Raw genomic sequence first — 23,880 nt, forward strand, 5'->3', positions numbered from 1 at the left:
GATGCCTGCCAGGTGAGCGCGCCGGTCACACCGTGCGGCACAGCGGCAGCGCGGCCGCCGTGAACGCGACGGCTTGCTGGCCGACGAGCCTTCGGGTCTCGCAGGAGGCTTGGATCGAGGCTTGTTCGATCGCGGCGACTGCGGCTTCCAGCTCGTCGACGCTGGGGGCGGAGACGGAGATGAGCCCGGAGACCCGTAGAATCCCGTGGCCGGCGGTCAGGTCGGCTTCCTGCTGGAGAACGTCTTGGTATTCGGCGGTCTGCGCGGCGTCCTCGATCTGCCCGATTCGGGCGCGCTGGGCCGCATCGGAGATGTGTTCGACCTTCTTCTTGCGGATGTCGCGGGCCGCCTGGTCCGAGCGCATCGGGGTGTAGATCAGCGACACAGCCCGTTGGATGCCGGTGGAGAGCAGCACCGGCGCGAGGAACCCCGGATAGACGAGGCTGCGGGGCCACTCCGAGACCCACAGCACGGTGTGCCAGGCGGAGTCGGTGCGCAGGTTGCCCCAGGTCTCGGTGACCGCGACCGGGCCGGCGGCGGCGAGCTCCTGCCCGAGCCGCCCGTGGCGCTCCAAGGTGGCGGCCACGGCCGGGTCATACGCCGAGCGGAGAATGACCGCGACCTGACCGGGGCCGAGCCACCCCGAAGGGGTCAAGTCCGCCGAACGCAGCGCGGCGACCAGCGTCGCCATCTCCTGCCGGAGCACCGCGGCGGCGCCGCGGATGCCGCCGCCGGCGGTCCTGATCTGCCGGGAGGCGACCTTCATGTCCAGGGAGAGGCTGACCGTGGTGGCGTGCCGTTCCCCGGCGGGGCCGGCCCGCTCGATCAGTTCGCGGTAGGTGGTCGCGGCCCAGGAGCCGTCGTCGGTGCCGTGCTCGGCCCACCACTCGGCCAGCCCGCTACCGGAGTCGGGCAGGGTTCGTTCGAGCACTTGCAGGGTCGCGATCCGCCCGGACCGGCAGACCGTGGCGAGCACTCGCCCCCAGGAGGTGACGCGGCGCTCTTGCTCGCCGGGGTCGAGCAGGATGAATGCCGGATGGGTCACTTCCGTCACGACCGTCAAGGTTGCCTGGCGGGGGTCGTGGATCATGCACGCCCCGGTCTCGGGGTCCAGGTGCTCCCGAAGCCGGGCCATGTCACCGGGCAGCGCGAGACTTCCGGCAGGGCGGGGCTTGACGATCCGCCGCCGGTAGAGCAGTTGCCCGCCGGTGGAGCGCCACAGCCACCAGAGCGCGACAGGGAGCCATTCGACCATCGGCCTCCCAGTGATGGGCACCCAGGTCAGCACGACCGCGAGCAGCCAGACCGGGGCGGTGTAGACCAGCAGCATCCCGGCGCCGCCGTAGAACGCGGCCAGCAGCGCCAGGCCGCCGATGCCGAGGGTGATGAGCTGCGCGACCGAGAGGCCGAGCAGCACCCCTCGGCGGGTGAGTCGGCTGAACTTCATCGGCGTCAGCTCGCTACCGGGTGTCTTCTGGTCCGTGGTGGGCATGGGTGGTCACTCCTTGCCCCACGGCGATGCCGTGGGGTTGGACGGCTCCGTGGGCGTCCTCGGCTGCGGCGTGGACGGCGGGGGCGTCTGCGACGGCGGCGGGGTGCCGCCGTTCTGCCCGCCTGCGGCGTCGGCGGCGGTCTCGGCCTGACCGGCCACCGCGTGCCCGGCCTTCGGCCCGGCCTCGGCGGCATCCTTGGCGACCTTCGCTCCGACCACGACGGCTGCCGCCGGTCCCGCGCCCGCGGCGGAGGCGCCGGCTTCGGCGCCCACGGTTTCACCGCCGGCCGCGGCAGGTGCCTGCGCCGGGGCGGGCGACGGCGGAGGCGTGCCACCTGATCCTGCGTCCGACGCGCCGTCATTGGGGTCTTCGAGAACCTTCTTGGGCTCGCCGCCGCCTTGGGGCTTGGAGGGGATCGGGACGGGACGGTTGAGCGCGTTCTTGGCCTCCTGCTCGGTGCCCATCTGCTGGTACAGGTCGAAGCCCACGAACGACACGAAGCGGTAGACCATGTAGGGCGCGAAGGCCGCGATGCCCATGAGCACGATGCCGGTGATCGGTTCGGTGACGGCGGCGATGTCCAGCTCGATCGGGGTGGCGATCTGCGTGATCGCCAGCAAGAAGATGACGACGAGCACGAGCTTGCTGATGATGAGGGCGATCACGAACGCCGCCCATTTCCCGATCCATCCTTTGGTGGCGTCCCAGGACGCGCCGGCGAACGCGATCGGTGCCAGCACCACGCCGACCAGCAGCAGCGCCTTGCGGATCAGCAGGCTGAACCAGACGATCGCGACGGCGGCGATCATCAGCCCGGCCAGGAAGATCGTGACGATCGCGCCGACGCCGGGCGCGGCGATGTTGATGCCGCTGAGCCCGGCGGCGAGCAGGATGATCTTGTCGCCCATCGTCTCGGTGGTCTCGCCGGACGTCTGGATGATGCCGATGCTGAGCTGGTCCACGATTTCCAGTGCGAGCGCGGTCAGCGTGACGACCACGAACGCGCCCAGCACCGATTTCGCCGCGCCGAGCGCGGCTCTGGACAGCGCGGTCGGGTCGCGGCGGATCAGCCCGGTGATGAGTTGCAGGCAGAAGAAGATCAGGACGAGGAAGACGCCGATGCCGAAGATCAGGTTGTAGACGCTGGTGAACCCGTCCGTCTGGACATCGACCAGCGTGGTCGTGTCGAACACGGCCCACATCGCCTCGATCAGCCAGCCGGCCGCGCCGCCCATCGCCTGGGCGAGCCAGTCGAACGGGGCAGCCACGACCGTCGCGGCAGCCTCGCCCGCCACGTCGCAGACGGTCGAAATCACGGGAACGTCGCAGACACCCATCTCAAATCTCCTGCGGTGACCGGCGGCCCTATACAGCCTGGCCGACGTTCCAGAAGAAGTTCACGAGCGTCACCGCCGCGCCGCAGATCACCGCGGCACCGCAGGAGATGAGAACGCCCAGCTTGCCCCTGCCCGCCAGATGCGGGTTCGAGCTGTTGGCGCCGTAGGCCCAGACGATCGCGGAGACGATTAGCGCCAGTACGGAGAGGATGAGGCCGACCGTCATCACGGCGCCAACGATGGTGCGGAGCTGGTCGATGCCGGGCAGTCCCGAGCTGTTGGGGTCGATGTCGATCACGGCGGTTACTCCCTCGCTGAGCGAATGGCTTGTGGCGACGAGGTGAACCAGGGAGCGACTGGCGAGACCGGGCAGACGAAAGGCCCGCTCCCAACGCAGAGAGCGGGCCTGCTGGCGACGGAGGATCAGAGCTGTTGGCCGAGGGCGATGAGCCAGTTCACCCACGCCACCCCCGCGCCGGCGAGCGCGGCGGCGCCGACGCCGACGAGCACCCCGACCCGGCCCTTGGAGGCAAGCGAGTGGTTGCCGTGCGAGGCGCCCAGCGCCCAGCAGATCGCCGAGACGATGACCATGAGCACCGCGACGATGAGCACGAACATCAGCAGGGCGCCGATGACCTGTTTCAGATCACCGATGCCTCCGAGCCCGTCGAAGTCGGGGAACACTTCCATCACGAACCGACCGGCAGGGTCAGATGATCAAAATGACGGAGTAGTGCCCTTGATTGCATGCTCATACGACTCAGGTGTGTACGCATCACATGGGGGGCGTGCTGGTATAGCGACCGAGTGACCTGCCGCGAACTGTCTCCTAGTTCCGGAGAGCTATAGGTAGCGGCAGACCTGGTCCGGGCTACACGTCGCCGGTTCCGGGTGCGCGGCGTCGCGTCTGAGCTCGGTGATGGTGTCGCGCAGCGCGGTGAGCTGGGCGATCTGCTGCTCGATCTCGGCGAGGCGCGCGTCGAGGAGGTCGCGCACGTGCTCGCAGGGAGCAGCGCCGTCGTCGCGGATGTCGAGGATCTGGCGGATCTGGGCGAGGGTGAGGCCCGCGGCCTGGCCGCGGTGGACGAAGTCGATCCGGGCGGCCGTCTCGGGCGCGTAGTCGCGGTATCCGGACGGCGTGCGCTCGGCCGGGGGCAGTAGGCCCTGCTCCTCGTAGAACCGCAGCGTCTTCGCCGTCGTTCCCGCCCGCTCGGCGAGTTCCCCGATGCGCATCGCAGGCCCCCTTTTCTTTCGGCAGAATCCCTCTTGACCTTCCCCTGCACTGGAAGGTCCAGTATGGCCGAGAAAGAAGAGAAACCCAAGTGACGGGAGCTGCGATGCCCACGAAGTACGACCTCGCCATCATCGGATCGGGCGGTGGTGCGTTCGCCGCCGCGATCCGCGCGACCACGCTCGGCAAGTCGGTGGTGATGATCGAGCGCGGGACGCTCGGCGGCACCTGCGTGAACACCGGCTGCGTGCCGTCGAAGGCCCTGATCGCCGCGGCCGACGCACGGCACTCCGCGGCCGACGCCGCCGACCGGTTCCCGGGGATCGCGACGACGGCGGGGCCAGTGGACATGCCCGCCCTGATCGCCGGGAAGCAGGCGCTGGTCGAGTCGCTGCGGGGCGAGAAGTACGCCGACGTCGCCGACTCCTACGGGTGGGCCGTCCGCCGCGGCGACGCCGCGTTCGCCGGCACCCCTGACGCTCCGGTCCTCCAGGTCGCCGGGGACGACGGGAGCACCGAGACGATCGAGGCCGAGCACTACCTGGTCGCGACCGGCTCTCGGCCCTGGGCCCCGCCGATCGACGGCCTGGACGAGACCGGGTACCTGACCTCGACCACGGCGATGGAGCTGACTGAAGTCCCTGAGTCTCTGCTCGTGCTCGGCGGCGGCTACGTCGCCCTGGAACAGGCGCAGCTGTTCGCCCGGCTCGGCTCCCAGGTCACCATCCTGGTGCGGTCCCGGCTGGCGTCGAAGGAGGAGCCGGAGGTGTCCAGGACGCTGCAGGAGGTGTTCGCCGACGAGGGCATCCGGGTGGTGCGCCACGCGCTGCCGACGCGGGTGTCCCGCGATATGACCGGACAGGTCGTCGTCACCGCCGACGTGTCCGGCGGATCGCAGGACTTCCGCGCCGACCAGGTTCTGGTCGCGCTCGGCCGACGGCCGGTCACCGAGGGACTCAACCTCGAGGCGGTGGAGGTGAAGACTGGCGACGCCGGGCAGATCGTCGTCTCTGACCAGCTGCAGTCGTCCAACCCCCGGGTCTGGGCCGCGGGGGACGTCACCGGGCACCCCGAGTTCGTCTATGTCGCCGCCCACCACGGCACCCTCGTGGCTGAGAACGCGTTCACAGATGCCCAAAAGCCGGTGGACTACGCGAGGCTGCCCCGGGTGACGTTCACCTCTCCTGCCATCGGCGCGGTCGGGATGACCGAGAAGCAGGTCCTCGAGGCGGGGATCCGCTGCGACTGCCGCGTCCTGCCCCTGCACTACGTGCCCCGCGCGCTGGTCAATCGCGACACCCGCGGCTTCATCAAGATGGTCGCCGACGCGGACACCGGGGAGATCCTGGGGCTGACCGCGGTCGCCAAGGACGCGGGGGAGCTGGCCGCCGCCGGGGTCCACGTGCTCGGCAAGACCATCGCCGAGGTCGCCGACGCCTGGGCTCCGTACCTGACCATGGCCGAGGGCATCCGGATCGCCGCCAAGGCCTTCACCACCGACGTCTCGAAGCTCTCCTGCTGCGCGTGAGAACCCCGCGACAGCACACCGCCCGCATTCAGAACTGGAGGAACCCGCAATGTCCGACCTCAGTAAGCAACTTCCCGAGCGGCTCGGCCGCACCGAGGAGACGGGTCTCGACCCCGGCCTGCTCGTCCCGCTGCTTCGGCTTCTCGCCGACGGCGATCCCGTCACGGTCGAGCAGCTCGCCACGGCCGCGGGCCGCACACCCGAGCAGGTCAGGACCAGGCTGGCAGCGGTGCCCGACACCGAGTACGACGACCTGGGTCGGATCGTCGGCCAGGGCCTCACCCTGCGGCCCACCCCGCACCGGTTCACCGCGTCAGGAGAAGGGCTCTACACCTGGTGCGCGCTGGACACCCTGGTCTTCCCGGCGCTTCTCGGCCGCCCAGCGCGCGTGGAGTCGGTCTCCCCGGCCAGCGGCGAGATGATCCGCGTCGCCGTCGATCCGGTCGCCGGAGCCATAAGCATCGAGCCCGCCACTGCCGTGGTCTCGCTGATGAATCCGGACCAGATCACCTCGATCCGATCGTCGTTCTGCAACCAGGTGCACTACTTCACCTCTGTTGGCGACGCTGCCGAGTGGCTCGCCGAGCATCCCGGGGCCGAGGCGGTGCCGGTGGCCGAGGCGCATCGGATCGGAGCCGAACTCGCCGCGCGCCTGCTCGACCGGTCCCAGGGTGATGTCTCGGCGGCCGACGACTGCCGCCGCTGCTGCTGACCCAAGACTTCGAGAGATTCGAGATACAGATGACATCAGAACACTATGACCGGCCAGGTGGCGGAGGCCTGCTCTTCGGGGCAGGAGCCGTGCTGCTCATGGCCCTCTGCTGCGCACTGCCACTGCTCATAGCCGGGGGAGTGCTCGCCGGCGTCGGAGGCCTCCTCGGCAACCCCTGGGTGATCGGCGCGGGCATCGCGCTCGTCGCGCTCGTCCTGCTGGTCGTCGCCCGTCGCCGAGCCCACCACGGCCGCACCGGACCCGACTGCTGCCCGACCACCGACCCCGCCCAGCCCGCAGACCCGAAGGACGACCAGAACCGATGACGATATCCCTCACCCGCCGCACAACCCTTTCGCTCGCAGGCCTCCTGCTCGCAGGGCCGCTGACCTTGACCGCCTGTGGTAGCGCCGACGAGGACGGGTCCTCCGCGGACGCCGGCTCGCCCGCACCCGTGACCAGTATCGACGGCCAGCAGGTCAGCCTGCCAGCCGCTGGGAAGCCCACCGCCGTGTTCTTCTTCTCCGTCGGCTGCGGCGAATGCGTCGGCGGCGTCCGGTCCCTCGGTGAAGCCGCCGCCAGCGCCGAGGACAACGGCACTGATGCACAGTTCCTCGCCGTCGACATGGATCCGCGCGAGCCCAAGGAGACCATTGAGGGCTTCATGGAGTACGTCGAGGCCGAACACGTCCCCGCCGCCATCGACGAGGGCGCGGTCCTGTCGCAGCGCTTCGACGTCGCCGCGCTGTCCACCCTGATCATCGTCGACGCCGACGGCAAGGTGACATTCCGCGCCACCGACCCCGCCGCCGACACGATCGTCGCCGAGCTCGAGAAGGCCGGGGCCTGAGCCATGGGTGGACTTCTCGCGCTCGCTTTCGCCGCCGGGATGATCGCCCCGGTCAATCCCTGCGGCTTTGCCCTGCTCCCGGCGTGGATCACCCACGCGCTCGGGGACGCCTCCTCCTCCCCGGCACCGGTGCGACTCCTGCGGTCGCTGCGTGCCGGCGTCGCGGTGACCATCGGGTTCGCGGGAACGCTCGCGCTGGCAGGCATCGCTGTGAGCGCCGGAGCGCGGAGCCTGATCCAGGCCGCTCCCGTGCTGGGGCTCGCCGTCGGCGTCGTGCTCGTCCTGTTCGGCGCGGCGATGCTGACAGGCCGGTCTTTCTCGCTCCGACTGCCCAGCATCCCTTCCCGAGTCACGGACCGCCCTCCGAGCACCGCACGCATGGTCCTCTTCGGGGTCGGCTACGCCGTGGCGTCGCTGTCGTGCACCTTCGGCGTACTCCTGGCCGTCATCGCGCAGGCCCAGGCCACAGCCAGCTTCGCAGGGCTGCTCCTCGTGTTCGGCGTGTACGCCGCGGGCTCTGCCACCGTCTTGCTGATCGTCGCCGTTGCCGCCGCCGCAGCAGGTTCGGCGCTGTCGCGACGCATCGCATCGCTGGCGCGCTATGGGCCCAGGATTACTGCCTTCGTCCTCGTACTCACCGGTGCCTATCTGGCCTGGTACTGGTACCCGGCCGCCACCGGCGACGCTGCCGCCTCCAGTCGCACCAACGCCGTCGCCGGAGTCGCCACTGCGGTGTCGGGCTGGGTCCAAGGACACGTCGGTGTCGTCACCGGAGTGTCCGTCGCCGCCGTTATCGTCGTGCTGCTGATCGGGACCCTCAGCCGTCGCCGCCGTGATCGTCGTGCTGCTGATCGGGACCCTCAGCCGTCGCCGCCGCGCCAGCCTCCGGAAGACTGAGGCAGACTGCTGCGCCCCGGAGCCAGCGCGCTCTGCCGACGACCGGCAGAGCGCAGAAACCGAGTGACCACAACCCTGGCCGATGGCCGTGGACGAATGGCTCGACGTCGCCGCCTCGGCAGAGCGCCACGGCTGCAGCAAGAGCATCTGGCGGCGCGTCTGGCAGGGCAGGCTCCCCGCCCGTACCGAGAAGGTGGACGGCCGCGACGGACGCATGGTCATCAAGACGCTGATCCGGGTCTCCGACCTGGACCCGGGCGTTCGGCCTGACCGCGCACGCCGAGCACGTCCGGAAGATCCGGGAGGCCGCGCCGCCGCTGACGCGGGAGCAGACGACGTTCATCGCCAAGGTTTTCACGGACCACCTGCTCGAACAGGACGCCAAGAGAAGAAGAGAAGGGGAGGCCGGGACTGCGTCGTAGGCGGCGCAGTGCCGATCTTCGAGGGCGGAGGCGTCCTGTGCGCACGGTCACGGATGCCCGATTCTTGCTTCGACTGGGCCGTTGACATGTTGAAGTCCTGAGGCCGTATTCTGGTGTGTGGGCAGTGCGCGTCCTTCACGCGTCGTCGCACCGTGAAGTATCCTCTGACCAGCGGAAACGCCACCTTTAGAGGCTCCCAGTTTTTCAATGTATCTATCGTGGGAAGTTGGGTTCGACAGGTGTCTTTCGAGCTGTCCATGGGCTCGCTGGCCGCCCCTGCATGCGCTGCGGAACGCCGATCGTGCGGGTGAAGTTCATGAACCGATCGAGCCACTTTGCCCCGTCTGCCAGCGAAAACGCTAGTTCGATCGCTCGGTCGCACACCGACGTCCATCACGGCGCTGCCTTGACCTGCATTACGTCAACGTATACCGATCGCCGTCGCCCTGGACGCGCACCTGCTTCGGGATCCCAGGGGTTGAGTGGCCCGACCGATGGATCCGTGCCTGTCGCGCCTACCCGACGTTCAGCGCGGCCAACTGCTCCGGCATTCCGCTGACGACCAGCCGGAGATCAGCGTGGCTGTCGTCGATCGCCCAGTCCACGAACGAGCAGCATTCGCTCTCGGTCGCGACGAGCTCGCGCAGCCGTCGCGTCGCCGAGAACGCGTTCGCCGACGCCGACCGGGCCGTGGACTACGCCCGACTGCCGAGGGTCACGTTCACCGGCCCGGCGATTGGCGCGGTCGGGATGACCGAGAAGGACGTCGTCGCCGCCGGGATCCGCTGCGACTGCCGCGTCCTGCCGCTGCACCACGTGCCCCGCGCACTGGTCAACCGCGACACCCGCGGCTTCATCAAGATCGTCGTGGACGCCGACACCGGGAAGATCCTCGGCATCACCGCCGTCGCCAAGGAGGCCGGCGAGCTCGCCGCCGCCGGAGTCCACGTGCTCGGCAAGACGGTCGCCGAGGTCGCTGACGCCTGGGCCCCCTACCTGACCATGGCCGAGGGCATCCGGATCGCCGCCAAGGCCTTCACCACCGACCCGTCGCTCCTGTCGTGCTGCGCGTGAACAGTGCCGCGGGCAGTGCGGATATCTCCGTCGGAGGGCGGGGGCAGACAAGGAGCTCGAACCAGCACCGCAAGGAGGTGGGAGTAGTCGGGCCATCCGTCGCGGCGGATCTGGACCTTTCGCGCCGGCGTGCCTATCGGCGGGCAGCGGCGTAGGTGTTCCAGGAAGCACCGGCGAGGGTGGCCCAGCGGGTCGCGGCGCCAATGCTAACGCCGATTAGGGATGCGAACACGGCCGGTGGGGTGGTCGAGGCCAAGTACAGCATCGCCGTGTTTCGGCTGGCCCTGGTGGTGATTCCGAGCCGGTGCATGCGGCGCATCAAGGATGCTGGGTGCAGATGGCTGCCGGCGATTTTCCCGGTGAACAGCCATCGGGGGCTGGCAAGCGTACTTGCGGGGCCGAATGGCTTGGCGACTGGTAGCGCGGTGACGAGTGCGTCCAAGGGCGGGATGAGCAGCAGAGGTTCGGGGCCGAGGGCGAGGTAGGTGTCTCCGCCGCGAATCTCAATATCGTTGATGGTGAGGGTGGCGAGCTTCGCGGCAGGTTGGGCATAGAGCAAGATCAGGCAGGCTGCGGCACGATCCTCGATGCTGCCACTGTCGGGTTCATGCAGGAGGCGGCGGGCCAGGGCGATCTGGTCGTCGGGGTCGACCTCGTGATCGGGGTCCTTGCGAGGAACAGGCTCAGGTAACCGGGTCAGGGCAAGGTAGCCGCCTCGTTTGAGCCAGCGGATGAAGCCGAGGCGTCGGCTGCGATCAGTGGTGATCCAGGCATCGAGGCAGGCTTGCGGGCAGTCGTCCAGGTCGTGCCCGCTTGCGGTGAGGTGATCGACGAACGCGTGGGCGGTGTCGATGTCGGCTCGGCAGCGTGCCGCGACGTTGGGGGCGATCCGCTGGTGTCGGTCGGTTTTGACGCGGCCGCAGACATGCCAGCGGGCATAGCGAGTGAGCACGCTGCGCAGCTCGGGGTCAGTCACTTCGTCTGCGGCTGTGGCGGCGTAGCGGTACAACCGGGCGGCATTCTCATCGCGTGGAGGCAGCGCCCCGGCGGCGACGAGCATGGCGCGAAGGTAGTTGACCGAGAACACCTGCGGTTGCGCGTCGAGGGCCTCGTGTCTGAGTTCGATCCTCCCCTGGGCGATGTCGGTCAGCAGCCGCATGCTGGCGAGGCTGTGCCAGTTGTTCAGCAGTGACCGAGGACGCTCGAGTTCGGTCAGCGCATCACGGACGGGAATGAGCTCGGGGCGGATGCTCCCGTCGGGGCCGGTGAGCGCGGTGTCGATCAGCCCGGCGGCTTGGCAAGCGAAGCAGCGCGGTGAACCGTGGTTCGTGGCGCGACGACCGAGGGCCTGCTGACCGCAGATCGAGCAGTCGATCACAGGTGCTTGGTAGCAGGTCGGGCAGACGTCCGGCGTCGTGTCGGTGGCCCGCAGCGCGACTCGTTTGAGCCGTCCGCAAAGGCCGCAGGGCCTCTTGGGATGCCGGTAGCAGCGTGCGCAGAGGTTCTGTGAGCCATCACGTCTGCCGCCAGCTCTGGCCGCCAATGGTCCGATGGCTCGGCACTCGTCGCACGCGTCCTCGGCGGTGCGGGTCCGGGTGTAACAGGTGCCGCAGAGCGCGTCGCCAGCTTCGGTCCGAGCGTTGACCCGGCGCGTCTTGCCACAACCGGAGCAGACCTCACACCTTCCTCGTTCGGCTCGGCATCCGCGGCAGTAGCCCAGGCCGTCGTCACGGGAACGTGTGAGTACGCGCATCCGTCCGCAACCAGCGCAGACTTCCTGGGGACGATGGCGCTGATGGCAGCATTCGCAGACTGGGCTGTGCCCGATAGTGACATTGATGCGCTGGCCTTCGCGTCCGCATTCGCTGCAGGTCGCGACCCGCAGTCGGCTGTAGCAACTCGTGCAGATGCGTTCGCCGTCACCGTGGGAGTGGAACAGTGTGCGAGGCCGTGAACACAGGGCGCACGAGGGTGAGACGAGCCCGGTCACACCGGCGGTGATCGCGGCGTAGAGGAACTCGCCGACGACCTTGCGCATCCGCGACCCGCCAGCGGTGAGCACGCCCGGATCAGCGCTGAGGTGCTTGGTCAATTGCGACCGGGAACTTGGCGCGGATGCGACTTCGGCCAGCAGTTCCTCGACCAGGCCGTCGGTGACGCTGGGATCAACAGTGCGCAGCAGGGCAAGGATCGTCGCTTGCTGGCTTTCACGTTTCATGGCTTGGCGGGTCGCGGCGAGACGCTTGTCACCGCAACGACAACGCGGCCCGCTGACGTTGGAGCGCTGGATCGGCAGATCGCAGTCCAGGCACGACCTGCGCGAAGCGGTCAGGACTCGTCGGCGCCGCGGATCGTGGCGCGGGTCGGGCGGTTCTTGCTCCCGCTCTTCGGCGGGGTGGCCTTGCCGGTGGTGCCCGTCCTGCGGCCGCGCTGCGAGGCCGAGGCGACGTAGGGCTCGATCAGATCGCTCGGGGTGCAGCCGAAGATATCGCAGAGCGCAGCCAGGAACGCCATGTTCAACCGCTCAGGCTGGCCGACCACGATCCGATATACCTGGGTGGAGGTCATCACCACGCCCCGGTCGGCCAGCAGCGGCACCAGATCAGTCGTGGACTGCATGCCGTGCTCGTTCATCACCTTGCGCAGGTGCCAGTGATAGGCAACGGTCTTCGTCATGGCAATCAGCCTCCTTGAACTGCTGTTGGTGAGATGAACGCCGCGTCCAGAGCGCGGCGCAGGGTTCGGTTGCGGTAGTCCCCGGACACGCCGGTGTAGAGGGCGGTGGTCGAGCCCCAGCGATGCCCGACCTGCTGCTGGACGAACAGCGGGTCGAAACCGTCCTCGATCAGATGCGTCACATACGAGTGCCGCAGGCAATGCGGGTGCAGCGACCGGTCCAGGCCGAGGTCATCGCGCCAGTCGGCGAAGCGATCGTCGATGTGCTTGAGCCGGATGCGGCCCTGGCGCTCGGTCGGCCACAGGATCGTCTTGTCGGCAAGATCGAAGCGGGGCCGTACCTCGGTCACGTACTCCTCGATCACCGGGCGCGTCCAGTCGAACACCGCCAGCACCGCCCGGCGTCTGGGCTGCGAGCCGCGCATCGCCTTGCCCCAGCGGACGTTGCAGACCCCGAACCGGCCGAACTCCCAGCCCTGCGGGTTGCGAGTGAAGTCGGGCAGGTCAAGCATCGCGGCCTCGCGGCGACGCAGCCCGAACGCATAGATCATCTTGAACAACGTGGCGTCGCGGAACAGCGTCAGCCAGCCTTTCCGCTTGGAGGAGCGAGCCTGGTCCACCAGATCGTCGGCATAGTCGAAGAACGTCTGCAGCTCTAGGCGCGACAGCGGTCGCACGCCTGGTCGTGCCTCGTGATCGCTGACATGAATCACGGTGTTCCACTCGTGACAGACCTGCACCGGGTGCGAGTCAAACAGTTCCAGGCAGCGATCAACCCAACCGTAGCGGTGGTCGATCAGGTAGTCGCAGAACAGCGCGATCGAGTTCTGATACGCCCGAACGGTGGACACCGACAGGGGCCGCGACCCCGAGACGAGTTGAGTCGTCCATTCCTCCACGTCTGCCGGCGACCACTGCCAGGGCGGAGTCCCGCAGAAGTCGGCGAACCGTCGCACCTGCGATGCCCTGGTCTGGATCGTCTGCACCGCGAGCATCCGCGAGGTTTGCTGCGCCGACCAGCCGGTCACCATCTCATCGAAGAACTGCTCCGCCGGCCGCAGCAGCGACACATTGCCAGACGCCGACGCCCCTGCACCGGGCACCTGATCGTCTGAGAACACCATGTCACGACCTTACATTAAATGTAAGAATCATGCATCAAATGTAAGATCATCAGCGAAACGCCTGGTCAGGTGGGGTGTCCCTACTAGGTTGGAGACGACAGCGATCCCGCAGAACTCCGAGAATTCGGCTTACATCTAAGGTACGAATCGTACATTAGATGTAACATCGGACCTTAGGCCCTGACGGTGACGTGCAGGTGGTCGTAATGGCCGCCGGTCACGTCGCCGGGGTCGTGCATCCCGCCGCCGTTGTAGGGGCGCCAGCCTTCGGCGTCGCGGGCCAGGGACCAGATTTGGCCCTGCCAGATCAGGTACTCCACGCCCAGCGACTCGGCGTGGTCCTTCATCCAGTTCGTCACCCGCCACCCGTCCTCGAGCTGCGCGGGCGTCGGGTGCGTCCCGATCGGGTTCCCGAACGTGATGTCACACGCCCGGCCCAGCGGGTGCTCTGACGTTGTGCCGGGCCGGGGCGAGTAGCAGGCCCAGGAGCTGTCGGGGAACGCGGCACGGGCTTGGGCCATGACGTGCGCCATCCGCGCGGTGATCTGCCCGTCGCTGGTGGGGTCATCGACCATCTGGTCGGGGTCGCCGTCCAGCGGGGCGGGATCGCCCGGCGCTCCACCGGAACTGCACTCGTTCGGGCTGCCGACCGTGGCTTCGGGCAGGTCGACCGCGTTGTGGTCGTTAAGCCACTTGGCCGCGTCGACGGCCTCGCCGCTCGTGCCGCCGGGCCGGACCTCGAAATGCAGGTGTGGCCCCGTGCTGTTCCCGGAGCTGCCGACATCGCCGATGTGCTGGCCCGCGGTCACACGATCTCCGGCCGCGACGAGGATGCCGGACTGCCACATATGCGCGTAGGCGGTCGCCACGGTCTGCCCGTCGATCTGGTGCTCGATGACAATGAGTCCGCCGTAGCCGCCGGAGAACTCGGCCACGGTCACGGTCCCGTCTGCGGCGGCGAGGATCGGCGTGCCGTCCGGTGCGGCGAAGTCGGTGCCGGTGTGGAACGACGGTTCCCCGGTGATCGGATGGATACGCGGCCCGAACTCGCTGGTGAGCACCCAAGTTCCCTCGGGGAGCGGGAACACGACCCGCGAGGACTCCGCGACCGGACCGGCCACCACCGAGGCGGTGGCCGGGCCAGCCGCACCCGTCGCGCCGGTGAGAGCGTCGAGGATGCGTTCGGCGACCGGCTCGTAGTTGCGGTAGCGGTCAGGGTAGGCACTGACCTCGACGGCTTGCGCGGCCTCGCCGGGGTCCATCTGGGCCCAGCCGGGGATGTCCAGCAGGCCCCGCGGCGAGGGATAGTTAGGTCCATCGGGTCCGCCGTAGAACGCGCGGGCCTGATAGTTCGTGTCCATCAGCTCCGCGACGGTTCCCCACCCGGATTGCGGGCGCATCTGGAACAGGCCGAGGGAGTCGTGGTCGCCGCCGTTGCCGTCGTTGGGGTAGTTCGCGGACTCGGGGTAGGCACTGGTGTTGGCGAGCTGGCGCAGGGTGCTCTCGGTGAGCGCGGCCATCAGCGCGATCTTGATGCCGGGCCGGCCGACGCCCTCGATGCCGCCGCCGACAGTGATGATCGTGGCCGCGTGCGTGAGCTGGGTCTTGTTCAGCGTGAACGTGGTGCCGTCTTGCGTGGTGACGGTCAACGAATCGGGGACGTTGCCCACGGTGACGCTGCCGCCGGGGACGGCGCAGTTCGCGGCGGCGGGGTTCATCAGCACGCCGATCGCCATCAGGACACAGGCAGGGCCGAACAGGACGAAGGCGAGTCCGAGGATGAGGAGCTTCTTGACCACGGCGTGCCTTCTGTCATCGCAGCGGGTTGTCGAGCTGCGACAGGCGCAGCACGTGACACGGGCCGGTGCGGAACTCCGGCGCCGGGGGCGGGCAGGCCAGAAACACGGTGAAGGCCACGGGGTGCTCGCTGGTGACGGGTTCGCCGTTCCAGACGCCCTCGCGGTGCCGGGTTCCTTCGATCGTGATCGCGGTCGCACCACGCGGGAGCTGGCCGGACTGGGCCTGCTCAACCGCGGTGTCCCATGCTTGGGGCACGAACGAGGACTCGATGGTGAGATGCTGGGTGGTGGCGTACTTGCGCAGCTCGATCCACGCCTCCCGCGACGGCAGATAGGACGCGATGTCGGCGGCGAGGCCCGCCTGCTCATGGCCGGAGGGGTCCCCGACCTCCAAGATCGCGGCGGAGTAATCCAGCGGCATCAGCCCGGAGCCGGTGTCCCAGGCGAACAGCGCCTCAGCGACATTGCGGGCGAACTCATCCGGGTCGTGCGAGGGGATCACCCGCGGCGGCCCCGGTTCGCCGGGCTCGGACTCACCCGGAGCGGTGATGGTCGGAGCCGGATCGGGCGCGCGATCGGTGGGCTGTCGTGGGCCGGTGATGAGCCCATACACGCCGACGCCGATCAGGAGCAGCAGCACGAGGCCGGCGGCGATCACCGCGATGAGTCGGCCACGGGACCAGGAAGCGAGATTCGTCTTCATGCCCAGAGGTGAGCCCGCCGGTGGCTGGCCCTACCGGTGCATCAGAGGGCGCGCAGCAGCGGCCGGCCCGCCGACTCAGCGACGGTTGTGCGGGCGGTGCGGAGCCGGTCGGCGAACTCGGTGGTGCCCTCGACGGTGGCGAAGAACGCCTCGGCCTGCTCGTCGGTGAGCTCGACGGCCAGCTCGTCCACGTCGTAGTGGGTCCACCACGCTTCCAGGTCGCCCCAGGTCAGTACGAACGCCCGCAGCGGGTACCGCGTCGGTTCCTCGTCCTCAACGACGGGGCGACGCTTCGGCGTGGCCGGCTTGCTGACCTTGCTGGCCTTGCTGGTCTTGGCGGCGTGGACGCGGGCCAGGGCTTCGTCGGCCAGCTCGTGCAACCGTTGGTCCCGCTCGCTGTCGGCCTTGGCTTGGCTGTCGCGGAGGCGCTGGAAGATCGGGTTGACCGCCGCACCGGCCTCGATCTGCGTCAGCCCGTCCCGCGCCTGGACGCGGATCGTCTCCGGGGTGCTCGGATCGTCGGCCAGGTGTTGCAGGTAGCCGATCTGTTCCAGCCGACTGTAGGACGCCGAGCCGGTCACCATCCGCGCCGCCTGTGTCCGAGCGTCTCCGAGCTGGTGCGAGTCCGATGGTCCCGCCGAATCGGCGGGACCATGCTTTCCGGGCTCGTGGCCCTCGTGGAACTGGGTCTTGGCCTTGCGGCGTGCGGCGTCCTCGGCCATGAGTTCCTTGATCTCCCGGTACAAGGCGGCGGCCTCGATCGCGGTGAGCGGCTTGTGGAGCTGGTTGTCGTCCTGCTCGGCCAGCAGATGCCCCAGCCGGTCCGAGATACCGGAGCGCACCCACACGCTGACGCGGCGCCAGCCGAGCTTCTTGATCGCGGCCATCCGGCGCGCCCCGCACACCAGCACCCCGTCCGGGGTGATCGTCGGCGGCTGCAACAGACCGTCCCGGTCGATCGACGCCGCGAGCGCGTCGATGTCGCCCAGGTCCGTGCGGTGCCGGCGGCCGACAGTGATGGAGTCAACCGCCCGCTCCAGCTCGATGTGTCCGGCCGGTGCGCTCATCCCGCACCTCGCGCCTTTCTCGCGCCCGGCTTGCTGATGCCCGGTGCGGCCAGGGAGAGGGTGAGCACGAGGTCGTCATCGCGCAGCAGCACCGGCAGGGTCTCGCCGATCAGCAGCCGCAGCAGGATGCCGCGTCCCGCGCCGGTCGCCGCGAGCGCCGGGTCCGGGCAGCCGAGCAGGGCGCGCAGCAGCACCGCCCAGGACCGGCCAGGAAGGTCGATCAGGGCTCGGGCGTGCTTGTCGCGTCGCAGTGTCTCGTAGGCGGTGTGCCGGTTCCCGACGCGCGTCAGCGCCACGCAGACGTGTTCTACCGCCGGGCGTGCCGTGCCCTCGGGCCAGTCCAGCAGCATCAGCAGCGTGATCGCGTCCTCGACCGCCGACGCCGCGGTGGTTGCCGCCGGCTCGGCCGGTGCCTGCTCCGGGGTGTTGTCGCGGTCGTGGGCGTCCTTGATCTGGAACGCGGGATGGTAGTCGCTCAGGACGTTCTCGCGGTCGGAGAGCCGTTCGGGGTCGTGGAAGATCGAGTAGCGGGGCCGGCGTGCCTGGTGGGTCGAGCACAGCAGCCCTTGGCCGCGTTCCTCGGCGATGCAGGTGATCCGTACCGCGTGCGTGATGACCGCCCACGGGTCATCGGCGGTGCGGGCGGCCTTGGTGCGCATCACGTCGAACGCCGCCGATGCGGCCTCCCACGGATCGAGCCGGTGCTTGTGCGCCAGCGCCGCGTACTTCTCGGCCGCGAACGCCATCAGCTCTGCCGCTACCGGGTCGTGCTCCCAGGCGCGCTGGCCGGCGGCGTGCAGCCGTTTCAGCAGGGCACGCAGGCCCTCGCTGGTGCGGTAGTCCTCAGCCGTCCGGCCGCTGGTCTCGCTCATGGTGCTGGTGTCGTTGGTCATGGTCTGGGCACCTCCCGACGGCGAGGTGCACCCGCAGACGACTGCGGGGCTCGCCTTGACGGAATGAGCGCCCATGACTCATCACCACCCGGCTACCTCATCCCGACCCCGGAGCGGTGCGGTCCCTGCTCGGCGCCGCCGCGACGGCCGAAGGCGCTCAGAGGCGGCAGACGCTTGGCTCGCTCGGCGACCCAGCGGGCGCCCTTCTCGATCGGGGCGCGAACGTGCCGGTTCATATCGGCGGTCCGGTCGATGCCCCGGCGGGACAGCCGGCCGCCGCCTTGGGCGATCAGGTCGGTCGGGCGCACCCAATCCACGCCCCGGCCCCGTACCCGCGCCAGCTTCTCCTTCGCCGCCGTGCGGGACGCGGCGGCCTTGACCGCATCCGGCGTCCCCGCTGCTTCGGTCGCCTCGGTTGGGTTCAGGTCGTTCCGCTTACGGGGTGGCGGCTCGGGCTCGGAGCGATGCTGCTCCCGCATCCGGTCCTGATCGTTCATGGCAGGGCTCCTTCCATCTCGGGCTGCGACCCGGACGGGTCGGCCTCATCGGACTGGTGAGCACGAGGCAGCCAGCGACCCACCGTCGAGGGATGCACGCCCAAATGCCGGGCGATGGCCTTGTTCGACCAGTCCTGCTCTCGCAGCTCTGCCGCCAGCGCCCGACGATCCGGCCCGCCGTCCGTGTCCGCAGCGGTGACGCCTGCCGCCGTAGATGGCGGGTCAAGAGATGCCGTCTCGCTCTGGGGCAACGGGGTGATCGGCTCGAGCGCCGGCGGCAACTCGAGCGCAGTAGCCGGGCGTGCGGTGGCGCGGGTCAGCACAACGGTCAGATGCGTGATCGCCAGCAGCACGACCGGCGGCACGGCAGCGACCGCGGCCGCGAGCGGTCCGGGCACGTCGGCGTCGGCCGCGACCACCGCATGCAGCGAGTTCGCCGTCACCGACACCGCGGCACCGCCGACCAGCAACGCCCACGGATACCACGCCGCTCGCTCACCGGCGAGGGCAACGACGGCCACCGTGGAGACCACGATTACGCCGTCGACGATCAGCGGCCACGCCCACGCCTGCCCGGCCCCGATCCCGGAGCGGCGGGCAAGGTCGGCCAGGGACGTGAACGACAACCAGAACGCGCCGGCAGCGATGAACACCGTCCCGGCGACCGAGGTGATGACCGCCCACCGGCGGCCGCGTAGCTCCTTCATGACAGCCCCCGCGTGGCGGGCGCCCGCTGCTGCGCGTTCCCGCGAGCGAACTCGCCCGAAGCCGATGCGGCCGGACGGTCCCGGCGGGCTCCGGCGCCGACGCTGCGATAGGCGCTGTAGACGGTGCGGGTGATCTCCCGCTCCCCGAAATCGGATTGTGCGGCCGTCACCATCGCGTCCAGGGCATCCGTGAGCGGCACCCCGCCCTCGGACAACCGGCACGAGGCCCAGAAGAGTTTGAGGTTGCGGTCTGTGGCCTGCCGCCCCAGCCACGTCGCCAGCCGCTCCGCATCCTCGCGCCGCACTGGCCCACCGAGGCGCGGCCGAGGCGCGGGCCGAGGATCAAGGAAGTCTCGCAGCCGGCCCGCATCTATCGGCCAGGCCGCACCGGCCGCGAGCTGCTCGACCCGGTACGGCGTGCGCAGGCCGTCGAGCCGTAGCAGCGAGGGCGGGGCGATGATGTAGCCGCCGTCCCCGCGACAGTCGATGCCGACCTTCCCTGCCTGCCAGGACCGTTGCGCCTGGTTCGGGTCGGCTGGAAAGTAGGCGTGCTGGCCGCCGGTGGGTGTGCGCACGACCGCCAGCGGCTCGGGGATCAGCCCGGCCCGGGCTGACCGCGCGTAGGCGGCGTACCCGTTGACGCCGTGCACATCCACGTCGATCACTACCAGCCCCGAGACGGCACCGGTCGGGATGCCGATGTTCGCGGCCGGCCGCGCCCGCCACCACGCCTCAACACGGCTCGGGTCGATGCTGGCCTCGTGGAATCCGCGCTCCGGGATCGGCCGCTTCCCGGCCGGCGCACAGGGGAACACCGGAACTCCGGCCCGCGCCAGCTCACCAGCCGCGACCGGCAACGGTGCCCCGTCGAGCTGACCGAACACGGCGGCAGCCGTGGCGGGGGTGACCATCACAGGCCCCGTCCCGAGCCGACTGAGGCCGCCGGCGTCTCCCGCTCCGGCAGCGGCTCGACCTGGCGCGCGGCCTGCTCTGGCGTCTCCTGGGCCTGCGGCGTGTGCTCCGGGCCATCGACACGCAGGGACAGCGGGTTGCCGTTCCCGAGCTGTGTGGTGTCGAGCTTGTCGAGAATGTCGAATGCGGTGCTGCGCACCTGCTCGCCCGTGGCGCGGACCACCGCCACGGGGTCTTTCCCGTCCACGTTGCTCGCCCATCCGGCGACATACGGGATCGTGTAGTCGCTGGTGTCCATGCCGTGTGCGGCGGCGATCATCAACGCGACCGACTCCGCGCGTACCTCGCTGATTCCTCGATGCTCGCGGGCGTCGTCCCGCTGATTCGGGCCGTCCAGCCGGACGTGCGCCAGCTCGTGCGCGAGGGTCTTGACCTGCGCGGCCGGGTCCATGTCCGCGCAGACCATCACTTGCCGGGTCTCGAAGTCGATGCAGCCGTTCGCGCCCCGTTCGATGCGGTCGCGCGGCATCCGCAGCACCTCGAACCCCAGCGACTCCGCCTGCTCGGTCAGGCCCTCCCACAGCCCGGCCGGGGCTTCGCCTTCCAGCAGCCTCGGACGGGGCAGCTCGGGAAGCGGTGCGCCGTGCGTCCTCGACACGTCCCACACATAGGCCGGGACGACGCTGACGATCCGCCTGCGCACGACCTCGCCCGGTCGCGGCTTCTCCCAGGACCCCAGCCGTCGCCACGACGCCGGATCGCGCGGGGTGGCCGACGCGAACCTCGCCTTGACCGGACCGCGAATCCGATAGCCGCCGTCCTTCTCCGGCCAGCGACCCATCTTCCGCCAGTCCTTGAACGCCGCCACCCAGGTCGGCGTCGGCGTCGGCACCCGGCCCTGTTCATAAGCTTCGAGATGTTGCGCCCAGATCAAGAGCGTGTTGTTGAACGAGCGGGTACGGAACCTCGCCGCGAACTCGATCGCACGGCGCCAGTCATCGCCCGAGACCAGTTCCTCGACCGAGCGCACGATGCGTTCTTCCAGCGCGTCGAGCGTCGCTTGCCGTGTCGCCTGCTTGTCCTCGTTCGCAGCCATCGTCTGACCTCCTTCCGCCAGGGCCACTCCGAGGGGGAGCGACCGTGCGACCGCGAGGTACGCCGGGCGGATCAGGAAGACGAGACGGACGACGGAACAAGACTGGCGACCGCCAGGCTCCGCGACGAACCCGACGAGTCTCTACCGGCCTACCGGATCGGAACTGGCCCGGGGGCCTGCGGCCACCGATCCCGCGGCTATCACCCGGACAGATGCGTCCTTCACCCGGCCGCTTGCGTGGACGTCACCCGATGCATCGTCCGGTAGTCGCTGGGAGTAAGGCCGACGCCGCGGCGGAACTGGCGAGCGGCGAAGTCAGGATCGCTCCAGCCCACCTCCTGAGCGATCGCCGCAACAGAGCGGGACGTCGTGCGTAGAAGATGCGCCATCCGCTCGGCTCGCTGCATGGTCAGGTAAGCGATCGGTGACTTCCCGTACGCCTCAACGAAGATGCGGTTGACCTGTGACTTCGACAGATGTACTTCATCTGCCAATTCCGACACGGACCAACGCCGCGCCGGGTCCGTCCGTAAGAGTTCAGCGACCTTGCGCGCTTCTGTGCGCAACGGCGCAAACCGACGAACACGAGGTAGCGAGGGTATCGCGGTCGCGCGCTGCGTCGGGGATGTACGGATCGGTGAGGTTTTGATAAAGGGAGTCACGACATGAGCGATGCTGAACCACAATGCCTGCATTCGATTGAAGTTCTCCGCGAATCGGCCATCGATACTGAGAGCAACCAGCTCATCGAGACGCGGCATCAGCATTCTCGCTCGATCTTCGCCGATATGAAGTACCTGCGCAGGCTCGGCATACATAGTCTCGGCAAAGCACTGCGCGTCGAGGCGGTCCCGTAATATGCCGACGTGTTGCCAGAAAATCTGGTCGATCAAGTAGTCGGTATCGAGATAGACCGTCGTCACAGTTGCACGACCCTCGGGTTCACCCCCAAGCAGTGTGTTGGCCCCCAGGAGAATCACGTCCCCAAACTTGACCAACTTCTGCTTGAACTCGCTAAACAGGATGGCGCTTCCATCGCGAACGACGATGACCTGAACGCAGTCGTAGGCCAACGGCCCGACCGGCTGGACGATGATGCGGTTCCGGGCGAGGATGGGCGCGAAACCGCGGAGACTGCAGGACTCGTGTTGGTTCGACGCGGCGACCGATTCGGGCTCATCAACCGCATTCCTGGGATGGGATTCCTGACCACCTCTTTCGCGGGCACCAGACGGACCGCGCTGAGGACTGCGCGACGGGCGGGTCTCGACCATCCCGCGACTAATCGACCGGTTCGAGCCCAACGAACTTCATCCGGTCCTCGCCGTAGAAGCATGTCTGCAAGGCGAATGAACCGTCGAGGCCAAGCAGGTCGTCGGTGGTCGCCCAGGTCTTTGGCGTGTGGCGGATATCAACCACTTCATACACCTGATCGCTGCCCTCGACCTGCACCCGTTGGCCTATCTCCCAGGGGAGCAGGACGTCGCCTTGACAGTTGTTGTGGGCTGCCCATACCGGCGGAACACCCTCCCGCTCGTAGGAACTCATCTCCGTGAACGTTCCGTCGCAGCCGTCTAGTTCGTGCACGCCACCCGTGGCGCCCAAGTCCACGGTGGGCAGGTCTCCGAACGCGTCCTCCCGCGCGGCATGGATGCTTCCCGTCACCGCCGTCTTCACCGTCCCGTACACATACTCGACCCGCTCCGGCGCGGCGAGAAGGCCTACCAGCACCGCCCCGCCAGCGAGGACGAGGACCGTCCCCGCCGCCGCGCCGAGGGTCCCATGCCAGCGCCGCGGCGGCTGCTTGCTCCGTCCGACTGTCTCCCGCATGCTCCGAACCCCGTTCCGCGCGTCGACCAAAGCTCATGCTCGACTATCCATCATAGTTACTATCTAGCATAGTCGTATGGTTCAGCCGGTCTTCGCCGGCCGCCGTGAGGTAGCCGCCTCCCGGCCGGCCCGTGACCTCTGCGGCCTACACGGCCCGAGAGGAGTGGGCTGCGTGAGGAGCGATCGGCGGGCGCTGCACAACCCTGCGGAGAGTCCGCTTGCCTCTGTCGCGGAGACCTCGTTCGCGACGCTGCGATGACAAGAGTTGAGATCGAGATACCCCCGGGGGTATGTTGGAGTCATGGGTGCGACCGAGATCAGGCGAGAGAACCCGACCCGGGTGGTCGAGGAGAGCTCGGTGCTGATCCTGGGCCTTTGGGCCGACCACCCGCTCGACGGCGTTCCTGACCGTCGGAGGAGTTTCGCCTATGTCTGACCAACAGCTCACCTGCGCCCCGGCATGCCGCGCCGGCGTATGGGCGCGGCTGAGCCGTGGAGCCGTCGCCCTGATCGTCGGCTCGTTCGGTGCGTCCATGCTGTCGACGGACCCGGCGATCGCGGTAGTCGCCGGCGTGATGGCCGCCGTCATCGCGGTCATGGCGGTCACGGGAACATGCCCGACGAACTGGCTCACCACTGGTCGGCAGTCTCAGACGCCGCAGCACACACTCGACATCCCCGATGCCCGGCAGCACGTCGACCTGACGAGCGCCCCCGTCCCGAACAGGAGTTCTCATGTCCACGAGTGACCCCGACGCCCAGCGCCGCATCCTCAACCGGCTCCGCCGCGCCCGCGGCCAGCTCAACGCCGTCATTGACGCGGTCGAAGGCGGCGGGTCGTGCCGGGAGGTGGTGACCCAGCTCGCGGCGGTCTCCTCGGCGCTTGACCGTGCCGGGTTCGCGATCATCTCCACCGCGATGAAGGACTGCATCGCCGACCCCGACGGCACCAACCGTGCCGACGACATCACCACCGAGGAGCTGGAGAAGCTGTTCCTCACGCTCGCCTGAACGAGCGATCCTCACGACCAA

26 protein-coding genes and 1 pseudogene are annotated in these 23,880 nt (G+C 68.9%); 9 read left to right on the forward strand and 18 right to left on the reverse strand.

The window, feature by feature from the left end:
- Nucleotides 1–25: 25 nt before the first annotated feature.
- The 5 genes from AAHA49_RS16105 to AAHA49_RS16125 form a co-directional block, all read right to left on the reverse strand.
- Entirely contained in the window at nucleotides 26–1,492 is a 1,467-nt protein-coding gene (locus AAHA49_RS16105) for an SCO6880 family protein (RefSeq protein WP_342038994.1), read from the reverse strand.
- 6 nt (nucleotides 1,493–1,498) lie between these two features.
- Entirely contained in the window at nucleotides 1,499–2,830 is a 1,332-nt protein-coding gene (locus tag AAHA49_RS16110; protein WP_026529669.1) for a TrbL/VirB6 family protein, read from the reverse strand.
- A gap of 28 nt (nucleotides 2,831–2,858) precedes the next feature.
- Nucleotides 2,859–3,128, reverse strand: coding sequence for a DUF6112 family protein (locus AAHA49_RS16115; RefSeq protein ID WP_026529668.1), 270 nt, complete (start codon nucleotides 3,126–3,128; stop codon nucleotides 2,859–2,861).
- A 125-nt stretch (nucleotides 3,129–3,253) separates the two neighbouring features.
- A complete protein-coding gene (locus AAHA49_RS16120) occupies nucleotides 3,254–3,520 on the reverse strand; it encodes a DUF6112 family protein (RefSeq protein WP_026529667.1) in 267 nt (88 codons plus the stop codon).
- Between the two features lie 153 nt (nucleotides 3,521–3,673).
- A complete protein-coding gene (locus AAHA49_RS16125) occupies nucleotides 3,674–4,063 on the reverse strand; it encodes a heavy metal-responsive transcriptional regulator (protein WP_342038995.1) in 390 nt (129 codons plus the stop codon).
- A gap of 104 nt (nucleotides 4,064–4,167) precedes the next feature.
- Here AAHA49_RS16125 and merA point away from each other — a divergent pair, with 104 nt between their 5' ends.
- From merA to AAHA49_RS16160, 6 genes and pseudogenes are all read left to right on the forward strand, one after another.
- Complete coding sequence (merA, locus tag AAHA49_RS16130; protein WP_342038996.1) at nucleotides 4,168–5,589, forward strand: mercury(II) reductase; 1,422 nt, start codon at nucleotides 4,168–4,170, stop codon at nucleotides 5,587–5,589.
- Nucleotides 5,590–5,638: 49 nt separating this feature from the next.
- Nucleotides 5,639–6,301 (forward strand): organomercurial lyase MerB, encoded by a 663-nt coding sequence (gene merB, locus AAHA49_RS16135; protein ID WP_092107222.1) that lies wholly within the window; start codon nucleotides 5,639–5,641, stop codon nucleotides 6,299–6,301.
- A gap of 29 nt (nucleotides 6,302–6,330) precedes the next feature.
- A complete protein-coding gene (locus tag AAHA49_RS16140; RefSeq protein ID WP_092107224.1) occupies nucleotides 6,331–6,627 on the forward strand; it encodes a hypothetical protein in 297 nt (98 codons plus the stop codon).
- Nucleotides 6,624–7,151 (forward strand): TlpA family protein disulfide reductase, encoded by a 528-nt coding sequence (locus AAHA49_RS16145; RefSeq protein WP_092107226.1) that lies wholly within the window; start codon nucleotides 6,624–6,626, stop codon nucleotides 7,149–7,151. Before AAHA49_RS16140 ends, AAHA49_RS16145 begins: the two co-directional genes overlap by 4 nt.
- Before the next feature lie 3 nt (nucleotides 7,152–7,154).
- Nucleotides 7,155–8,048, forward strand: a complete 894-nt coding sequence (locus tag AAHA49_RS16150) for a cytochrome c biogenesis CcdA family protein (protein ID WP_092107228.1) — start codon at nucleotides 7,155–7,157, stop codon at nucleotides 8,046–8,048.
- Between the two features lie 1,076 nt (nucleotides 8,049–9,124).
- A pseudogene (locus AAHA49_RS16160) lies at nucleotides 9,125–9,544 on the forward strand (mercury(II) reductase); the annotation flags it as partial.
- A 133-nt stretch (nucleotides 9,545–9,677) separates the two neighbouring features.
- On the opposite strand, the gene AAHA49_RS16165 reads toward AAHA49_RS16160, so the two are convergent.
- The 13 genes from AAHA49_RS16165 to AAHA49_RS16225 all read right to left on the reverse strand — a co-directional run bounded on the left by AAHA49_RS16165 (nucleotide 9,678) and on the right by AAHA49_RS16225 (nucleotide 22,848).
- Entirely contained in the window at nucleotides 9,678–11,762 is a 2,085-nt protein-coding gene (locus AAHA49_RS16165; protein ID WP_243752429.1) for a hypothetical protein, read from the reverse strand.
- Nucleotides 11,763–11,872: 110 nt separating this feature from the next.
- Nucleotides 11,873–12,220: a helix-turn-helix domain-containing protein gene (locus AAHA49_RS16170; RefSeq protein ID WP_144588645.1), complete on the reverse strand. Its 348-nt coding sequence runs from the start codon at nucleotides 12,218–12,220 to the stop codon at nucleotides 11,873–11,875.
- Between the two features lie 5 nt (nucleotides 12,221–12,225).
- Nucleotides 12,226–13,344, reverse strand: coding sequence for a tyrosine-type recombinase/integrase (locus tag AAHA49_RS16175; RefSeq protein ID WP_342038997.1), 1,119 nt, complete (start codon nucleotides 13,342–13,344; stop codon nucleotides 12,226–12,228).
- Nucleotides 13,345–13,517: 173 nt separating this feature from the next.
- Nucleotides 13,518–15,143 (reverse strand): M23 family metallopeptidase, encoded by a 1,626-nt coding sequence (locus AAHA49_RS16180; protein ID WP_342038998.1) that lies wholly within the window; start codon nucleotides 15,141–15,143, stop codon nucleotides 13,518–13,520.
- A 13-nt stretch (nucleotides 15,144–15,156) separates the two neighbouring features.
- Nucleotides 15,157–15,846 carry a hypothetical protein gene (locus AAHA49_RS16185; RefSeq protein WP_026529661.1) on the reverse strand — a complete coding sequence of 230 codons (690 nt, stop codon included), beginning with the start codon at nucleotides 15,844–15,846 and terminating at the stop codon, nucleotides 15,157–15,159.
- Nucleotides 15,847–15,887: 41 nt separating this feature from the next.
- A complete protein-coding gene (locus tag AAHA49_RS16190) occupies nucleotides 15,888–16,913 on the reverse strand; it encodes a ParB N-terminal domain-containing protein (RefSeq protein ID WP_026529660.1) in 1,026 nt (341 codons plus the stop codon).
- Nucleotides 16,910–17,806 (reverse strand): hypothetical protein, encoded by an 897-nt coding sequence (locus AAHA49_RS16195; RefSeq protein ID WP_026529659.1) that lies wholly within the window; start codon nucleotides 17,804–17,806, stop codon nucleotides 16,910–16,912. The genes AAHA49_RS16190 and AAHA49_RS16195 overlap by 4 nt, the downstream gene beginning before the upstream one ends.
- 92 nt (nucleotides 17,807–17,898) lie before the next feature.
- Nucleotides 17,899–18,303, reverse strand: coding sequence for a hypothetical protein (locus AAHA49_RS16200; protein ID WP_026529658.1), 405 nt, complete (start codon nucleotides 18,301–18,303; stop codon nucleotides 17,899–17,901).
- Nucleotides 18,300–19,010: a helix-turn-helix domain-containing protein gene (locus AAHA49_RS16205; protein ID WP_026529657.1), complete on the reverse strand. Its 711-nt coding sequence runs from the start codon at nucleotides 19,008–19,010 to the stop codon at nucleotides 18,300–18,302. The genes AAHA49_RS16200 and AAHA49_RS16205 overlap by 4 nt, the downstream gene beginning before the upstream one ends.
- Nucleotides 19,007–19,921: a bifunctional DNA primase/polymerase gene (locus AAHA49_RS16210; protein WP_026529656.1), complete on the reverse strand. Its 915-nt coding sequence runs from the start codon at nucleotides 19,919–19,921 to the stop codon at nucleotides 19,007–19,009. The genes AAHA49_RS16205 and AAHA49_RS16210 overlap by 4 nt, the downstream gene beginning before the upstream one ends.
- Nucleotides 19,921–21,018 (reverse strand): ImmA/IrrE family metallo-endopeptidase, encoded by a 1,098-nt coding sequence (locus AAHA49_RS16215; protein WP_342038999.1) that lies wholly within the window; start codon nucleotides 21,016–21,018, stop codon nucleotides 19,921–19,923. Before AAHA49_RS16215 ends, AAHA49_RS16210 begins: the two co-directional genes overlap by 1 nt.
- Before the next feature lie 221 nt (nucleotides 21,019–21,239).
- A complete protein-coding gene (locus AAHA49_RS16220) occupies nucleotides 21,240–22,292 on the reverse strand; it encodes a helix-turn-helix domain-containing protein (RefSeq protein ID WP_084156996.1) in 1,053 nt (350 codons plus the stop codon).
- A 7-nt stretch (nucleotides 22,293–22,299) separates the two neighbouring features.
- Nucleotides 22,300–22,848: a hypothetical protein gene (locus AAHA49_RS16225; protein ID WP_026529655.1), complete on the reverse strand. Its 549-nt coding sequence runs from the start codon at nucleotides 22,846–22,848 to the stop codon at nucleotides 22,300–22,302.
- Between the two features lie 301 nt (nucleotides 22,849–23,149).
- Between AAHA49_RS16225 and AAHA49_RS16230 the strand changes: the two genes are divergently transcribed.
- The 3 genes from AAHA49_RS16230 to AAHA49_RS16240 are packed head-to-tail and all read left to right on the forward strand — an operon-like array spanning nucleotide 23,150 to nucleotide 23,859.
- Nucleotides 23,150–23,284 (forward strand): hypothetical protein, encoded by a 135-nt coding sequence (locus tag AAHA49_RS16230; protein WP_276203063.1) that lies wholly within the window; start codon nucleotides 23,150–23,152, stop codon nucleotides 23,282–23,284.
- A complete protein-coding gene (locus AAHA49_RS16235) occupies nucleotides 23,277–23,597 on the forward strand; it encodes a hypothetical protein (protein ID WP_026529654.1) in 321 nt (106 codons plus the stop codon). The genes AAHA49_RS16230 and AAHA49_RS16235 overlap by 8 nt, the downstream gene beginning before the upstream one ends.
- Nucleotides 23,584–23,859 carry a metal-sensitive transcriptional regulator gene (locus tag AAHA49_RS16240; protein WP_026529653.1) on the forward strand — a complete coding sequence of 92 codons (276 nt, stop codon included), beginning with the start codon at nucleotides 23,584–23,586 and terminating at the stop codon, nucleotides 23,857–23,859. The genes AAHA49_RS16235 and AAHA49_RS16240 overlap by 14 nt, the downstream gene beginning before the upstream one ends.
- Nucleotides 23,860–23,880: the final 21 nt, after the last annotated feature.

Source organism: Brevibacterium ammoniilyticum (genome assembly GCF_038429965.1).
In the GTDB taxonomy this organism is placed as follows: Bacteria; Actinomycetota; Actinomycetes; order Actinomycetales; family Brevibacteriaceae; genus Brevibacterium; species Brevibacterium ammoniilyticum.

What these genes read in the sequence shown, in the direction of transcription:
- AAHA49_RS16105 (WP_342038994.1), bottom strand. Translation starts at nt 1,492, where the DNA reads ATGCCCACCACGGACCAGAAGACACCCGGTAGCGAGCTGACGCCGATG.
- AAHA49_RS16110 (WP_026529669.1), bottom strand. Translation starts at nt 2,830, where the DNA reads ATGGGTGTCTGCGACGTTCCCGTGATTTCGACCGTCTGCGACGTGGCG.
- AAHA49_RS16120 (WP_026529667.1), bottom strand. Translation starts at nt 3,520, where the DNA reads ATGGAAGTGTTCCCCGACTTCGACGGGCTCGGAGGCATCGGTGATCTG.
- AAHA49_RS16125 (WP_342038995.1), bottom strand. Translation starts at nt 4,063, where the DNA reads ATGCGCATCGGGGAACTCGCCGAGCGGGCGGGAACGACGGCGAAGACG.
- merA (WP_342038996.1), top strand. Translation starts at nt 4,168, where the DNA reads ATGCCCACGAAGTACGACCTCGCCATCATCGGATCGGGCGGTGGTGCG.
- merB (WP_092107222.1), top strand. Translation starts at nt 5,639, where the DNA reads ATGTCCGACCTCAGTAAGCAACTTCCCGAGCGGCTCGGCCGCACCGAG.
- AAHA49_RS16140 (WP_092107224.1), top strand. Translation starts at nt 6,331, where the DNA reads ATGACATCAGAACACTATGACCGGCCAGGTGGCGGAGGCCTGCTCTTC.
- AAHA49_RS16145 (WP_092107226.1), top strand. Translation starts at nt 6,624, where the DNA reads ATGACGATATCCCTCACCCGCCGCACAACCCTTTCGCTCGCAGGCCTC.
- AAHA49_RS16150 (WP_092107228.1), top strand. Translation starts at nt 7,155, where the DNA reads ATGGGTGGACTTCTCGCGCTCGCTTTCGCCGCCGGGATGATCGCCCCG.
- AAHA49_RS16165 (WP_243752429.1), bottom strand. Translation starts at nt 11,762, where the DNA reads ATGAAACGTGAAAGCCAGCAAGCGACGATCCTTGCCCTGCTGCGCACT.
- AAHA49_RS16170 (WP_144588645.1), bottom strand. Translation starts at nt 12,220, where the DNA reads ATGACGAAGACCGTTGCCTATCACTGGCACCTGCGCAAGGTGATGAAC.
- AAHA49_RS16175 (WP_342038997.1), bottom strand. Translation starts at nt 13,344, where the DNA reads ATGGTGTTCTCAGACGATCAGGTGCCCGGTGCAGGGGCGTCGGCGTCT.
- AAHA49_RS16185 (WP_026529661.1), bottom strand. Translation starts at nt 15,846, where the DNA reads ATGAAGACGAATCTCGCTTCCTGGTCCCGTGGCCGACTCATCGCGGTG.
- AAHA49_RS16190 (WP_026529660.1), bottom strand. Translation starts at nt 16,913, where the DNA reads ATGAGCGCACCGGCCGGACACATCGAGCTGGAGCGGGCGGTTGACTCC.
- AAHA49_RS16195 (WP_026529659.1), bottom strand. Translation starts at nt 17,806, where the DNA reads ATGACCAACGACACCAGCACCATGAGCGAGACCAGCGGCCGGACGGCT.
- AAHA49_RS16200 (WP_026529658.1), bottom strand. Translation starts at nt 18,303, where the DNA reads ATGAACGATCAGGACCGGATGCGGGAGCAGCATCGCTCCGAGCCCGAG.
- AAHA49_RS16205 (WP_026529657.1), bottom strand. Translation starts at nt 19,010, where the DNA reads ATGAAGGAGCTACGCGGCCGCCGGTGGGCGGTCATCACCTCGGTCGCC.
- AAHA49_RS16210 (WP_026529656.1), bottom strand. Translation starts at nt 19,921, where the DNA reads ATGGTCACCCCCGCCACGGCTGCCGCCGTGTTCGGTCAGCTCGACGGG.
- AAHA49_RS16215 (WP_342038999.1), bottom strand. Translation starts at nt 21,018, where the DNA reads ATGGCTGCGAACGAGGACAAGCAGGCGACACGGCAAGCGACGCTCGAC.
- AAHA49_RS16220 (WP_084156996.1), bottom strand. Translation starts at nt 22,292, where the DNA reads ATGGTCGAGACCCGCCCGTCGCGCAGTCCTCAGCGCGGTCCGTCTGGT.
- AAHA49_RS16225 (WP_026529655.1), bottom strand. Translation starts at nt 22,848, where the DNA reads ATGCGGGAGACAGTCGGACGGAGCAAGCAGCCGCCGCGGCGCTGGCAT.
- AAHA49_RS16230 (WP_276203063.1), top strand. Translation starts at nt 23,150, where the DNA reads ATGGGTGCGACCGAGATCAGGCGAGAGAACCCGACCCGGGTGGTCGAG.
- AAHA49_RS16235 (WP_026529654.1), top strand. Translation starts at nt 23,277, where the DNA reads ATGTCTGACCAACAGCTCACCTGCGCCCCGGCATGCCGCGCCGGCGTA.
- AAHA49_RS16240 (WP_026529653.1), top strand. Translation starts at nt 23,584, where the DNA reads ATGTCCACGAGTGACCCCGACGCCCAGCGCCGCATCCTCAACCGGCTC.